The following is a 14,448-nucleotide window of genomic DNA, read 5'->3' as shown; positions in this document are numbered from 1 at the left end:
CGATTCAGCGCGCAACAATTGCCGTCAGGACCAAAGGTCGCGGATCGCACGGCCCATCCGGGCGTTGCCTCAGTGTGCGCCCCTTGCCGCAATCGCCCCCTTACTCCGAGCCGGGATCCAACGATGACTGAGCCCTCCGCCCGCATCGAGCCGATCGTCACTGCGCGTGGCTTGCGCAAGAAGTTTGGCCGCAAGGAAATCCTGCATGGGCTTGATTTCGATATTCCGGCGGGCCGGATCTATGGGCTGATCGGCCATAATGGGGCGGGCAAGACCACGACGCTCAATGCCATGCTGGGCCTAACCGATTGCCGTGGCACCATCCGGGTTCTCGGCCTTGATCCTTTTGCCCACCGAGCCCGCCTCATGCGCGACGTCGCCTTCATCTCCGATGTGGCGAGCCTGCCCCGCTTCTTGCGGGTGCGCGAACTGTTTTCGCTGGTGGCCAGCATCCACCCCAATTTCTCACCCGCCAAGGCGCAGAGCTTCCTTGAGGGCACCGATCTTAAGCCCGAGCTCAAGATCAAGAACCTCTCCAAGGGCATGCTCGCCCAGCTGCATCTTGCCGTGGTGATGGCGATCGATGCCAAGCTCTTGGTTCTCGACGAGCCGACCCTTGGCCTCGACATCACCTATCGCAAACGCTTCTACCGGCGCCTGCTGGATGACTACATGACCGGCGAGCGCACCCTCATCATCACCACCCATCAGGTCGATGAGATCGAGTTCATGCTGTCTGATGTCATGTTCATCCGAGACGGGGCGCTGATCCTGCATCAGCCCATGGAAGCGGTGGCGCAGAACTTCATCCAGCTGGTCAGCAATGATCCCGAGAACCAGGCCGTCGCCCGCGGCCTTGGCCCGGTCTACGAGGAAACCCGCTTCGGCCAAACGGTGATGATCTTTGACCATGTGCCCCGCGAGCAGCTCGAGGGCTTGGGCGTGCTGTCGACCCCGACATTGTCCGATCTCTTTGTCGCCCTGATGCAGCGACCCACCGCCAATGCGGAGCCAGTCCCATGAAGGCCTTTGCTGCCCTGATCTGGCGCGAGTTCCTCGAACATCGCGGGGCGTTCCTCTATGGGCCGCTGCTGCTGGTGGCGGTCCTGCTCGGCTCCACTATCCTCGCCTTTACCGTGGGGCGCATCGATATGCGCTTCTCGGGCGCCCTGTTCACCGCCGCGCCCATGCGCATCTATGAATGGGGCTTTTTGGGCTTTGCCTTTGCCTGGTTGCTCTACCTCTTGGCGACGCTGTTCTTTTACTGCGCCGACAGCTTTGCCGCCGACAAGCGCAACAATGCCATGCTGTTCTGGAAGTCGATGCCGGTGAGCGATTTCACCGTGCTGCTGTCCAAGCTCGTCGCGGCCATCACCATCTTCCCCGCCATCATCTACCTCATTGCCCTGCTCAGCGGCCTGCTGCTGTTTGGCGTTGCCGTATCCACCTCTGCCATGAATGGCGGGGGCGGCTATGCGCTGCTAGGCAATGTGGCGGGGGTTTATGGCCAGATCGCCGCCAGCCTTCTCGTCGTGCTGGTGGTGGGCCTCTTGTGGTACCTGCCCTTCATGGCCTTTGTCGGCGCCCTCGCTGCCGTGGTCGGGCGCTGGGCCATTCCCCTGTCCCTGCTGTTCCCCTCCATTCTCTCCACCCTTGAATGGGTGGTGTTTGGCGGCGGCTGGCAGCCGCTCAGCACCCGCACCTGGGAATATCTGCAATACCGCGCCGACTTCCCGTTGACGCAAGGCTATATCGAGGCCTGGACCACCACCGCCGCGACCTTCAGCTTTGTCGACTTCGCCACTGACCTCGTCGCTCGCATCAGTTGGACCCAAATCGGGATCGGCATCGTGCTCGCCCTCGTCTTGGTGTTTTTTGCCAGCCAGTATCGCCGCCGCGGCATTGGCGAGTAGCGCTCGGCGCACAGCATGGCGGAACCGGCGCCCGCGGCCGGGGTTACCTTGTGCAACCCCAAGCGGAGGCGACCATCATGCTGGATCCCAAGGATTTTCTGGGCGGTGCCGAGCGAGCCCGCCTGTCTGTCGACCTGCCCCATGAAGTGGCGGCCTTTGCCAGCCGGCATGGCCTGTCCATCGATGAAGCGCGCGAAATCCTGGCGCGCACCGGCGATCGCGAAGACCCGGACGCAGCCGCCGAACGCCACAAGCGCCCCCTTTGACCCCCACGAGTATGCCCATGCAGCCCCATCCCGACCTCAGCCCCATCCCCGATCTTGATGCCGACCTGCTGCCCGGCATTGACCGCTTCGTGGCCGATCATAGCCAGACCTCGGCCGGCCAGCTCAGCCGCAATGATGCGATCAACCGCATCCTGCGCGACTGGCTGCAGCGCGAGGGCTATATCGAGCCTGACAACGAGTCCCGGGATTTCGACGATCCCAGCCACTAGAGCCGGGTGGCGCGCCGTGCCATGCTAGCCCCAAAGCTTGGTGGGGAGGCTGCGCAATGAGCCCGTCCGAACAACTCGACCACTTGATTGCCGAACTCGGCGACTGGCGGGGTGACCTCCTCGCCCGCGCGCGGCGCGCCATTCTCGCCGCCGATCCCGCGATCATCGAGGAATGGAAATACCGGGGCAGCCCCGTCTGGTCCGCCAATGGGCAGCTGGTGGTGGGCAATGCCCACAAGGACAAGGTCAAGCTCACCTTCTCGCATGGCGCCAAGCTCGAGGATCCCCACCGCCTGTTTAATGCAGGGCTCGAAGGCAACCTCTGGCGCGCCATCGATCTGTTTGCCGACAGCCCGTTCGACGAATCCGCCCTTACCGAGCTGGTCGCCTCAGCCGTCGCCTACAATCGCGCCCGGCAAGCGTCCAAGCCGCGCCAGGGTAAAACTGCGCCTCCCTCCCCCTAAACCTCGCTGATCAGGGCCGCGGCGCCGGATCGCTGGGGCTGGTCAGGCTGGGGTCGGCGGCGGCTGGGTCGGGCTGGTTCGACCCTTGGCTGAACACCAGCAAGGCGACCACCACAATGGCAGCAACGATCAGTCCGGCAATCCATTTACGATCCAAGGCAGGCTCCTCCACTCGCGCTGCACCCCAACGGGTGTAGGCTGAGGCAAAGTTTCGACCAGGATCAATGAAAATATTGGATAACTTCGGCCTGGAATAGGCAAAGTTCCGACCGGATCGTCGAGTGGGTTCGGGCCATCTCTATCCAAAACTATCTGCGAACGAAAACAGGGCCGCCTTTCGGCGGCCCTGTTACCCGGCTATCGATGTGGGAAAGTTAGGCGGCTACAGCCAGCCGTTCGACCTCGTCACGGTCATAGAAGACCTTCGGCTTCTGGTCGTCCCATGGGCTTTCGATGATCAACGCTCGCTCGAGCCCGAGGCGGGCCAACCCCCTAAAGCTTCTGGCGCCGGTGGCGTTGCAAGCTTCCTCATGGGTCACGTAGCGCCGCCTGAAGCGGTCCACCTCGGCCTGCTCGACCTTGACCAATGCGGCGTCGACACCCTCGACGCTGGCCAGATGGCCGGTCCTGATGAGGTGCCCCACCAGGGACTGCGTTACGCCGAGCTGGAGGCCCGCTTCGGTCGACGTAAGGACAGTGGCCGAGCCATAGACGACTTCGACGAGTTCCTGGGGGTCGAGGTGGATGGCCTTGATGAGGCTTTCCCCCCTCAGCGCAACGACGTTCTTCAAGAGGCCTCGTTTCAGCAACCGCATCAAACCCACAGTCGGCGTTTGGACGACCTTGGCGGCGCTGTGGAGCGAAACCATCCCGGCGGGAACGGCGTCGACGGTCTGAAACTGCGACAGGAACGCCTCGATCTCCCGCTCCAGGGTCGGCAGCGCATAGAGAGGGCCCGTGCGAAGCCCCTCAGTGCCGGGGAAGGGCCCTGAGATGATGCCAGATGGCTCCAGAATTTCGGGCAATCGGTAGCCGTGATTCCTGGGTTGTCCCAGCATCCTCACCATCTGGGCCAGCGGCACCAATGGCAGATTGCCCAAGAATGTCTCGTCGGCAACCGTCTTTACCAGAAGAATTCCCGAGCCATCAGGGGTGAGACACGGAGCCAGTTGAGGCATGCTCTTGGCCAGCTCGAAGATGACGGGCCACTGGACCGGGTACGACTGTACATCCACAAACTTCCCGGCCGCCAGGTCAGTGGGGCAGACTGCCGCCAAGAGGCGGCCGGACACCTCCCGGCCATCGAAAATGCACCATACCTGATGGCAGAGCGCCGCAACCTGGGGATTGGTCGAGTTCTGAAAGTAGCGCTGCACGTTCGGCAGGATGCCGCGCTTGTTGAGCGTCCCTCCCTTCCTCAGCGTCATTGCGGCAAAGTGTTCGGAAAGACAGCTGGGCCCACCCGAGAGGATGTCGAACCCGATGCTGCGGAAAGTCCGCTGATCGACACCCTTGATGCCCTGGGAAACGGCTACATCCCTTCCAAGGGAGTAGCACACCCGCGTTAGCTCGGGCATCGGCAGGTCGTCCACGTAAGGCAGGCTCTGGCGCGGCTCGCGGCGCATCACCGACAACGCGTGTCGCTCGAAGCTGGTGGGCTCGCTGTGCTCGACGACGACGTCTCCCAGATCCTCGAAGATTGCTTCCTGAAGTCGGGCGGGATCGATCAGCTCGATATTGGCAGGTGCCACGCGCTGCTCCATTAATCGAACACTGTGGATGTCGCAGGTCTCGACGTAGCCCGAGAGCCACTCGCCTCGGCCGTAGAGACAGAGGTCGGGAGGCAGGTGCGGATTGTCAGCGATCGAAGCTTGCGCGCAGAGCGGGCACTGTCGGGCCTGCAGCCAGGGCCCGAAATCCTTGTCCACAACCACCCCGTTCATTTCGTACCTGAACTTTCCCAACCTGGTGGGCGTCCATGCCCCCAAGAGGTCGAAGTCCGCGCCGGTGAGGGTCGCCAGATGTCGCAAGGCCTTCGAGCGTCCGTACATGATGCCCTTGCGGTCAAGCTCGAAGTCGCTGCAGAAATCGGCCATGCGGTCGTAGCCGTAGTAGACCGTGAGCCGCGCCACATAGGATGACGCGGTCTCGTTCAGCATCAGGGGCAAGCAGTCCGGGATGGGCACCACGGTGTCGAGGTCGATCTCAGGCCGCATCGGGTTTCTCCTTGTACCGGGCTTCGGCGAAGCTTTCCGGCATCAGCACGTCGGGGTTGATTTCGGACCAGCGGGATACCGCGAAGATGTTCGCCGCCATGGCGCCGCCGCCCATGATCCGCGTCGTGGCGGCAAAATCGCTCAGCTGCAACTTGCCCTTCTTGCCATCACGGCAGTGGGCCAGGGCCACGGCATGCTGGGCGATGACGAGGCCATGGCCGAAGGCGTAGCGTGCGGCGTGGAGCAACCGACCGCCGATCTCATCGCTGGGCTTGAGTAGAGATTTCACGCCCAACATCGTGCAGTACTTCTCGATCACTTTCTCGATCAGTGGGCCATCCGTGTTGATGGTGGCATCGGGAATACGGATGAAGTCGAAGCGCCTTGCGGCTTCCCCGCGCAGCTTCTTGATCTCGGGATCCGGATCGGGAAGGTACAGGGTGTCCAACAGGTAAGGCAGGCCCGCCATCACCACGGGCGTGGGCCATCCCTTGGCGTCGAGCATGCCCATGGCCATAGACCATACCAGGCCGGTCTCCCTGCGGATAACCGAAGGATTATGAATGGGCAGTGCGCATCGGCTCACCTCGTCGATGAAGACCAGTGTCGGCTTGTTCGCCACGACACGCCGAAGAACCTTGCCCACCGCCTCCTTGGCAAGTGGTTCCCTGGTGATCGGCAGGCCGTTGCTGACAATGAGCTCCAGGGCGAGGGCACTGGCGGTGCCACCGTCCGGCGTGGCGATCGACACGATCTTGGGCTGACGGATCACCCCTGGTGCGACAGCAACAGGCTTGATCAGGTCAATAGCGGTTTCGGCGGCAAGCGTCTTGCCCGAGCCCGAATTGCCAAGGATTGCCAGCCCCCTCACGCGCGTACGGTTTTCTTCCGACCACGGGCGTTCTGGGTTGGCGACTTCGGCGATCTGGTCGTGCTTCTTCTTGATCTCCACGATGATGTTCTCGAGGGCATCCGTGACGATGAGATGGTTGCACAGCAGACCGCGCGCGGCGGCGTATTGCGTCGTGCCCGTCACTTTGCGGAGGCGGAGGATTTCAGCTGGCTGCATTAGATATTCCCTTTCTTGAGATCGGCGAGCGTGGTCATGACCAGCCCCGTTGAGGGCGGAGCACGGCCCTTGCGCGGCTTGGCCGGTTGAGGTGGTTGTTCCCCAACCTGGGCCTCGTCCTCATCGGTGTCGTCATCCCCATCGGCCTCGTCGTCGTAAACATCGCCAGCGTCATCGGCAGTGGGCTCGGCGAGCGGATCGACGATCTTCACCTCGGGCAGATCCGTATCTGGATCGAACAGTTCACCGCCCTCACCACTGACCTCGGCGTCGCCCATCTGCCCTGTGGCGAAGGCATTGCCGAACGCACCCTTGCTGACGGCGCGTGGCGCATTGTGCTGCGCCGGCGTCGGCCGATAGATCACCTGCAGCTGGAGAGTCTTCGCCTGATCCTTGAGCTTCTGGTTGTCGTAGGTCATGTCCATCATCTTGGCTGCGACACGCTCGCGGGCGCCCATGTCCCGGATGTCGAGCAGGGTCTGGGCGACGATCGGGAAATTGACCGCAGCCTGCTCCCCGTAGCGGCGCCCCAGCGCCTGCTTCGTGCGCTGCAGGACGGTCAGGCCGACCCCGTTGAACTCGGGCGGGCCATCAACGATCTGCCAAGCGCCGTCCCACATCACCGCGATGCGCCCCAGGTTGCACGGGTCAATCTTGACCCGCATCCAGGTCTCCGTCCGCGCGCCGAAGAGCTTGCTCAGCCAGGCGGCCTTGTACTCGACCCCGGCATGGGTCAGCCCCTGAGGGGTCAGCAGCAGTTCCTCCTCGAGCCCGAAGGCCACGATCTGGTGATCCTCGCTCGGTGGCTTCTTCATTCCGGTGGCTACCAAGGTTTCCTCCCAACGGTTGAGAGGCGGCTGCTTGTCCAGGCCCCGATGCGGTCGCAGGCGATGCACGTCGTTGAAGAAGCGGAACATGGCGTCACCGAAGACATCGAGGGTTGCTGAGGCATCGGCCATGGCGTCGAAATCGCCCCGGGCCTGTGGATTGCCGAAGGTCAGACCACCGAAATACGGGAGCAGTTGCTCCTTCGAGGTGCGGAAGAACCGTTCCATGAGACCATTGCGCCATGGCTTGCCGACGATGCCGACCTTGAGGTGGTCGACCAGCGACAGGGCCGACGCCACGAAATACCCGTGACGGAAGGCGATGCCGGAATCGGTGCGCAGGCACTCGATGCCGATGGCCGGCGGCGGTGGCGAAAGGGCGCCCGTGGCTTCGGCCTCATCGGTCTTGTCGCTGACGATCATCCGCAGGACGCGACGGCTCAGGGCGGGCGATTCCGCCAACCCGAACGCCATTCCCAGCACGACGCGGGTGGCGGCGTCGATCGCGACGCATACCCAGATGCGTCGCCGCTGCCCCCAGGCCTTCTTCTCGGGCCGGGACATGTGCATCCAGATGCCGGTACGCTTAAGCAAGGACACCAGATCGATCTTCCAGCAGTCCATGAGCACCATCTCGCCGACGCGCGTGTACTTTGGTCCCTTCGCGTTGCTGCCCTTGGTTTCCCGTGCCTTCTTGAAGCCGAACCTGGCAAGCATCAGTCGGCCCTGATCGAGGGTCGATAGGAAGCGCGCGATCGTTTCGTGGCACGGACCCTTCACCGTCTTCTGGGCCTTGACCGTCAGCTCCGCCGCGATGTGGGCCTGCAGCTGGGCCGGAGCGAACCGGGTGTTGCGCGCATAGAGTTCGTTGCAGACGTCCGTCATCACCGACTGGGTATGGGGGGCGAGCTTGGAGCCGCTGCCGCAATTGCCGTAGCCATCGATGAACTGGACTACGTCGAAGCCCGGCGCGCGGAACTTGGCGAAATTTGCCTTGAGCTGGGTGATGCCGGGGGGATCCACCTCATTGGTCGGTTGGCCCTTGCGGGGCCTCTTAGGCAGGATGGGATCAGCGATGCGCCTGACCGCGCGCATGCGCTCGCGAATGATCGGCGTCTTCTGCGCAATCCAGTGGTTGAGGGGAACGGCACCGTTGGGGAGGATCGAACGCGGGTCGGAGTAGAGCTTCACCCGGCCGGCGTCGTAGTCGCACTGGAGCTCCTTCACCCATTCGAGATTGTCAAGCGCGTCCACCTGTTTTTTGAGAGGATAGGAGGCGAAAAGGCCATCGAGCCTCTTAGGCGCCACCGTGCCGTCGACGTTGAAATGGCCATGCTCGATTACGATCTCCTTGGTCGCAACGAGGTGGCACACTTCGGCGCGCTCGAGCTCGCGACGCGTGCCGGTTCCATCGCTGCAGACCAGCTGGAAGCGCTCCTCATCGGCAGAGATGATGCGGAAGCGGTGGACGCCCCAACGGATCCGCGCCAGCGGCGTGACCGCATCGGGCGCCGGTTCCATTCCTCCGAAGTCCCATTCCATGTCGTTCATGATCAGGACTCGCGATAGGACGCATGCTTGAAGCCGGGCTTTTGCTTGGCCGGTTGTGGCGGCGTGCCGTCGACTCGATTCATGTCGTGCACTTTGATCGGACCAGCGGCATCGAGGTCCGGCATGACCGTCCCTGAGAAGCGAACGACCGACGTCGAGTCTATCAGGCCGTCTGTGACGCACTCCAGCGTACCGTAGAAGATGGCGCGCATGATCGGGCGGAAAGCGATGCGACCGCCGCCGAGCACTGCGCAGAGCTCGGCAATGGTAACGTCGCCGATAATGGAGGGCGCTATTCCTGCCAGGAGAGAGTCGACCTCGGTCCGGGGCTCCCGCCTGCAGCTCAGTGTGGCCGCGGCATTGCGGATTTCGTGCTCGGGCATATCACGCTCGGTGACATAGTTGAGGTCATCGGCGACCTTTTTGGGCGTCACGGCCGCAAGCATCCTGGTGAAGGTACGCAGGTCCGAATCCACGGCCTTGCTGTCCGGCTTCACCAGCAGCCCGTGGATGTGGCCGTCAAAGCGCTTGGCTCGAACGTCGAGGGTGTGATGGGTGCGCTCGCCAGCGGCATTTTTGAAGAAGATGCGTGCCGACTGCACCATCACCCGCTCAATGGCGCGGTCGAGATAGCAGTAGAGCACGGTATTGTGCTCGTTGCCGCTCTCAGTCTTAATTGCAATGTTGGTCCTAGGGCAGATGACGTAGCCGATCTCGGATCCCTTGGACCGATCGGCGATAGCACGCAGCACTCTTGCCACTAGAACGGGCAGAATGAGACGCGTCGTGCGTTCGGTAGTATGGGATGAAGTCATACACGTCGCGCCAGGTCGCGCAGGTGATGCTTTACTGCTGCATCTCCAGGCTTGATCACATAGGCAGGCTTCTGCTGGTCCCAACGATGAGCGATGTGATCGAGGACGTGCTGCTGTATCTGGTCGTCGGCGGCACAATAGGTAATACGAGCGGCCTGCTCTTGAATGGTCTTTGCTGCCGGGGCCGCCAGCAGGGTGACCATTGCCTTCTTCTCGATGCCACGGGCACTCCAAAGCACCCGCCCTTCGCGAGGTTCGATCAAGGCGCTGGCTTGGCTGCATTTGCTGCCGTAAGGCGGCAATATCTTCGCCGTGCTCGGTTTGAGCGGCGAAATGCGTTCCTGAACCTTGTCCGTTGTCCGGGGCTTCATAGTGGTGGGCTGGCGTCCGGCTTGGGGTGGAAGCACCTTCGCAGGCTCAGGAAATTCGAACTTGATGTCTGCTGCGGTGAGGCCCAGACCAGACTTGCTTAGATGGCTGTTGCGCATGGGTAAGCCTTTTCAGGCAAAGGAGCATCGTCGCGCGACCAGGCCTGAACAGCCGATGGCGTTGGTATGCTCGTGGAAATGAGGGATTCGTTGGCGCTGGCGAACCCGGCGCCCTCATCGTGGCTGCACTGGTTCGTGGCGGTTGGCAGCCGTATGGAGGCTTCAGATAGGTGACATGGCGCGTTCCTTCGCCCAGCGGCTGTCGCTTGGGTTTACTGAAGGGGTAACCAAGTGCCTTTGGCACAGCGAACCGCAAGACCATGAACCAACCAGCCAACAGAATTGGAATTCCGTTGACTAAAGCGTTGAAATGATCCAGTGAGTTCTCGAGCACACCTCGGTGCGCTTTAGATACCCCTTATTGGACTGGGGGGGATTTCTGTTAAGGGGCGTCGCAGGTGGTAGCGCGACGCCCTTTCCTATTTTGCACTGCTTGTCTGTATTGCGCTGACCGCTCTTGTTGATAAAATTTTGTCCTACGACGACGAATCATCATTACAACGGACAATTCTTTTAAGCAACTGTTCGGCATAATTTCGATCAGACGTCAAGCTAATAACAAGGATTGCAATTGCTATCCTTACTTCAGAGATTTTTATCTGCACGTTGAAGGATTCAACTGTCTTTTCTTCGCACCATATTGCTGGGAAAGGATAGTTAACTTGCTTATCCTTGCCTTCCCATTCTCATTGGCGGGAAGGGTTGCGAGACAATCCTTACAATTTACGCGGATTTCCTTTGAGGCCGTTTGGCCCCAGGCGTGAGGGCGGCATTCACATCGGCCCCGGACAGATAGTTTGTTTCGAACAAGCGGGAGGCGATGACCTCGATTACACCGCGATGCATGCAAGCGAGTTCGGTTGCAGCTGCGAAGGCTCGCTCAAGGCGATCTCGCATCGCCTGCAAAAGCCCTGGATAAAAGGCGATCGCAGTGCCCTCCGTGGGCACATGGACAAGACCCAATGCTTTTCCATACCCGAACTGGGTCTCCGCCGTCCGGGCCAACTCCGTTGCGGCGGCCAGATCGCTATCGGGGCTCCCCCCGCTTCCAATGCCGGCATTGCCCAGGATCAGCGTCTCAGCGGCGCGGCCCGCCAAATAGAAGACCATCAGCTTTACAAGGCTTTCCTCATCCTGGTGGTCAAACGCTTCCTGAGAAAGATGGACAAGGCCACCGCTGGGCGTAATCGAGACACCAACAACCTCGCCGATTTCGAGGGAGCGAGCTGCAATCGCATGACCGGCTTCATGGATTGATATTCTTTTCCTTACGGCAGGTCGCAGAATGGGCGCACTACCCCGAATTTCGGAAATGATGTCGTCCATCGCCAACGGGCGGCGTGACCGTCGCGCCGACGCTCGCGCACGACGAACCCATGCGTCAACATCGGCTCCGGTCGCGCCGACGGACGCCAATGCGAGCGGCATCAGGTCGCTGTCAGGCAGCGCCGTACGAAGGTGGTATCGGAATATCCCCGCCAGATCGGCGATGGTGGGGCGGCGCAGGACAATGTGTCGATCCAACCGACCGGCTCGCAGGATCGCCGGATCAATGCGCTCTGGATGGTTAGTCGCGGCAAGCACGACGACCCCAGTCATTTCGTCCTCCGCCGACAAGCACTCCAAGAGACAATTGACGATCTGGGACCAATACTCGACGTAGTCGCCGCGTAAGTCCGCTCTCACGCCAATGCCGTCTAGCTCGTCGACAAAGAGAATGGATGGTGCGTGCCGTCGCGCTTCGGAGAAGGCTGCGCGGATGGCCTGAAGGGTCCCCGACAGGTGGCTGGCGGCATTCCAATCCGCGACGCTGGTGGAAACGAAATGCACTTGGCAGGAGCGCGACAAGGCTCTGGCGAAGCTCGTCTTGCCGGTGCCGGGTGGGCCCGACAACAACAGCCCCCTGTTCGCAATTTCCTCCCACGGCAGGACACCACGCTTATAGTCGGCGATGTCACCGGCGAGTTCAAGTCCCCAAGTCTTGGCTTCACCATACCCGTGCAGCTCCTCGAGCATCGCTCCAGATCCGACGAATGCCTTCTTGTTACGCACCACGTCGGAAAGGCGTGTCAGGCACTCCAAGGGCGTCAGATCGCGACGGAACGCCAAAAAGAGGTCTGAGAAATCGACCAGGTCAATGATCCCCGGATCGATGGTATCGTTGCACCGAATTCCGGTGATGGTCTCCAGTACGATGCGAATCGTCCATTCATCGATCGGAGGCAGCGTCAAGCGGTATCCAGCGACGCGCAGCAGCGCCGAAGGCAGGTAGCGTGCGGGATCTGGCGAGATGCCGATCACGGGCCAATTGGAATTAACCGCTTCCAAAACCTCCTGATTGCCCCGATTAGTGGCGTGAGACCTTTCACTGCCGTCGGCGGCAACGATGTGCTTCTTGCGCAGCCCCTCTTTCAGCGCGCATTTCACCATGATGTCCTCGACCAAGGCCGTCATGTCCGGATTCGGCGTCTCGAACACCACAACTGCCCCCTCCCCCCGACGAAGGCGGGCCGCCAGGCCAGGTTCCGCGGCGATCGCACGGGCGGCAAGAGCGGCAGTGGCAGCAAGGTCGGGCCGAAGGTGCGGCCCTTCAGGATCAACTGCTTCTTCTAGCTGAAGTAAGAAGTCATCGCTAACTGGGGGAAGCCCCCTGGCCTGCACCATCGACTTCATCTTGACGCCGAGTAGCAGCGCCAGCCTATCGATGTATGCGCAAGCAAGGGCTTCCGCGGAACTTTCAAAGTCCGACATTGGGATCTCCGATAATTTCGGGTGTGTATCCGGGTGGCAAAAGGGGCGGGAGCGAGCCTCAACCGATGCGGTAAAACCTTGAGAGGATGTGGGCGGCGCCCCGTTTGGGGTCGAGCCAGAAAAGCGGTGAGGTGATGATGTCGCCTGCTCCAAATCTGGGGTGGACGGTGACATTACCCTTTGAGGTGGAGTCGGCGGACCAAATGGCCACGCCAATTCACGGGAAGCGGAGCACCTTCAAGGTCTTCCTCGGTCGGTTCCCTGCCTTCTGCAATAGCCCGAAGGTCGATTGCGAGCAGTTCGATTTTCCTAGTTAGATCCTAGAGATTCTCCGTTTCGTAGCGGGTAGCGCCGGCAGGAATCCGATCCCCGCCAGAAAGGCTGAATTGCTGTGAAATCGCGAACGGTGGGCTATCCGGCGAGCCTGGGTGTGGCAGCGTCCGGAAGATGAACCACCGTGTATGGTCCAATAATGCGGCCGCTTTCGACAATGAGCACGCCGCTGGCAGCAAGATTGAGAATCGCTGCTACGGGAGTATCGTGCTGGATGGATTTGGCCAGGTCGACCAAAGCCGTTGGACCGTGCTCAATGAGGTGCGCCATCAGTTCGATGCGCTGATCGGCGGTGACGTGTGCGCCGCTGTTCTCGATCAGTCGAGAATTGTCCAAACGCGGCTGGCGTTGGATTATGCCTTCAGGAACAAGGACAGTTCGACACCCGATAAAAGCCGCGGTGTTCTTAAGTTCAAGAAGCTTCAGATGATCGGCCGGTGACGTCCAAACAGTCGTCGGCGCGATGACCAGAGTGACGGGCGAAAAGCCAACTATCACCCGGAGAATGACCAGTTGAGACGTGTCGAGCCCAATGCCAGCAGCTAGGCCGGTGACCACTTTATCAGGCTCGAGCAAAGAGATGGTTGGAGATGCGTTGATGATCGAGAGCGCGTTTCGCTTCAATCGGCGGTATGAAAGGCTGGTGTCCACCGATCGGTGGGCGACGTCGTAATCCATGAATACTCTCCCGTAAGGTGCGGCTGGGCACCAGGTTGCAAACAGGCGCGAGAAATCGGGGAACTGGACGTCGGATGACCGGAGCGGGAATGACCCGCGGATCTCCGATAAAGACAATTTGGCTCAAGATGCGCTTAAAGTCAAATCTTGTGCGCAAAATGCGAAGGAATGTCAGAATCATCCTTAATTTTTATGGTTAATAATTCTTTAGCGCCGTGGCGGGCTTCGGCTTTTGCGCTACCTTCGCCTGATGCAATCTGCGCCGACCAACAGTGACAGGATTTCCGCTGCGCAATGTCGCGCGGCTAGGTCTCTGCTTGGTTGGACAATGGAGCAATTGGCGCAGCATTCTGGTATATCCCGCCGGTCCCTAGGTCTGTTTGAGGCTGAAGAACGCCGTCCTCAAGCCGCAACCTTGGAGAAGATAGTTGCCACGCTGTCGGAACACGGAATTGGCTTCATCAATGACGGAACCGTAGTCGGCGTGGTACGCGACGTGACTTGGTATGCCTGTTCTTCACAATGACTTACGCTGTTGCTGAAAGTTTCGGTAATGGTTGTATCTCTGTCGGTTCTCGTCGCGGATCCCGGTTCTTCAAAGGCCAGAACCTTTCTCCTAACAAACTCTAGATCTGTTGTATTTTCCAAGATCTTCTTCAGCACTGCCAAGTCGATTCGGCCGAAACAGGCTCGGCCGTGGAGTGTTTTTGCGCACGATTGGGTGCGTCAATCGGCATGATGCGTCTCTCCTTGTGTTGTAGCTTAATTTCTGTGCTAGAGTTACTTCAAGCGCAGCTTGAGTGTGATAGGCTGTGCTCGGTGAAATCGTCCCGGGCCGCCAAGCCAT

At 60.7% G+C, this 14,448-nt stretch carries 13 protein-coding genes; 5 read left to right on the top strand and 8 right to left on the bottom strand.

The window, feature by feature from the left end; genetic code table 11:
* Positions 1-123: 123 nt before the first annotated feature.
* The 5 genes from HRU92_RS16490 to HRU92_RS16470 all read left to right on the top strand — a co-directional run bounded on the left by HRU92_RS16490 (position 124) and on the right by HRU92_RS16470 (position 2,873).
* Positions 124-1,023, top strand: coding sequence for an ABC transporter ATP-binding protein (locus HRU92_RS16490; protein ID WP_172121946.1), 900 nt, complete (start codon positions 124-126; stop codon positions 1,021-1,023).
* Complete coding sequence (locus HRU92_RS16485; protein ID WP_172121945.1) at positions 1,020-1,913, top strand: hypothetical protein; 894 nt, start codon at positions 1,020-1,022, stop codon at positions 1,911-1,913. The genes HRU92_RS16490 and HRU92_RS16485 overlap by 4 nt, the downstream gene beginning before the upstream one ends.
* 77 nt (positions 1,914-1,990) lie before the next feature.
* Positions 1,991-2,179 carry a DUF3606 domain-containing protein gene (locus HRU92_RS16480; protein WP_173088699.1) on the top strand — a complete coding sequence of 63 codons (189 nt, stop codon included), beginning with the start codon at positions 1,991-1,993 and terminating at the stop codon, positions 2,177-2,179.
* A 17-nt stretch (positions 2,180-2,196) separates the two neighbouring features.
* Positions 2,197-2,409 (top strand): hypothetical protein, encoded by a 213-nt coding sequence (locus HRU92_RS16475; protein WP_172121943.1) that lies wholly within the window; start codon positions 2,197-2,199, stop codon positions 2,407-2,409.
* Positions 2,410-2,465: 56 nt separating this feature from the next.
* Entirely contained in the window at positions 2,466-2,873 is a 408-nt protein-coding gene (locus HRU92_RS16470; protein WP_172121942.1) for a DUF1801 domain-containing protein, read from the top strand.
* 10 nt (positions 2,874-2,883) lie between these two features.
* On the opposite strand, the gene HRU92_RS16465 is transcribed toward HRU92_RS16470, so the two are convergent.
* From HRU92_RS16465 to HRU92_RS16430, 8 genes are all read right to left on the bottom strand, one after another.
* Positions 2,884-3,030: a hypothetical protein gene (locus tag HRU92_RS16465; protein WP_172121941.1), complete on the bottom strand. Its 147-nt coding sequence runs from the start codon at positions 3,028-3,030 to the stop codon at positions 2,884-2,886.
* A 217-nt stretch (positions 3,031-3,247) separates the two neighbouring features.
* The gene (locus tag HRU92_RS16460) at positions 3,248-5,089 is read right to left on the bottom strand and encodes a TniQ family protein (RefSeq protein WP_173088697.1); all 1,842 of its coding nucleotides are present in this window, start codon (positions 5,087-5,089) and stop codon (positions 3,248-3,250) included.
* Positions 5,079-6,158 carry an ATP-binding protein gene (locus HRU92_RS16455; protein WP_173088695.1) on the bottom strand — a complete coding sequence of 360 codons (1,080 nt, stop codon included), beginning with the start codon at positions 6,156-6,158 and terminating at the stop codon, positions 5,079-5,081. The genes HRU92_RS16460 and HRU92_RS16455 overlap by 11 nt, the downstream gene beginning before the upstream one ends.
* Entirely contained in the window at positions 6,158-8,536 is a 2,379-nt protein-coding gene (locus HRU92_RS16450; RefSeq protein WP_173088693.1) for a DDE-type integrase/transposase/recombinase, read from the bottom strand. The genes HRU92_RS16455 and HRU92_RS16450 overlap by 1 nt, the downstream gene beginning before the upstream one ends.
* Positions 8,537-8,538: 2 nt before the next feature.
* The gene (locus HRU92_RS16445) at positions 8,539-9,288 is read right to left on the bottom strand and encodes a hypothetical protein (protein WP_173088691.1); all 750 of its coding nucleotides are present in this window, start codon (positions 9,286-9,288) and stop codon (positions 8,539-8,541) included.
* A 59-nt stretch (positions 9,289-9,347) separates the two neighbouring features.
* The gene (locus HRU92_RS16440; RefSeq protein WP_173088689.1) at positions 9,348-9,839 is read right to left on the bottom strand and encodes a hypothetical protein; all 492 of its coding nucleotides are present in this window, start codon (positions 9,837-9,839) and stop codon (positions 9,348-9,350) included.
* Positions 9,840-10,562: 723 nt separating this feature from the next.
* Positions 10,563-12,590, bottom strand: coding sequence for an AAA family ATPase (locus HRU92_RS16435; protein ID WP_173088687.1), 2,028 nt, complete (start codon positions 12,588-12,590; stop codon positions 10,563-10,565).
* 411 nt (positions 12,591-13,001) lie between these two features.
* On the bottom strand, positions 13,002-13,601 hold the full coding sequence (locus tag HRU92_RS16430) for a hypothetical protein (RefSeq protein WP_173088685.1): 600 nt from the start codon (positions 13,599-13,601) through the stop codon (positions 13,002-13,004).
* Positions 13,602-14,448 lie beyond the last annotated feature (847 nt).

The organism is Devosia sp. 1635 (genome assembly GCF_013185955.1).
In the GTDB taxonomy this organism is placed as follows: domain Bacteria; phylum Pseudomonadota; class Alphaproteobacteria; order Rhizobiales; family Devosiaceae; genus Devosia.
This window is presented reverse-complemented; position numbering and strand designations above follow the sequence as displayed.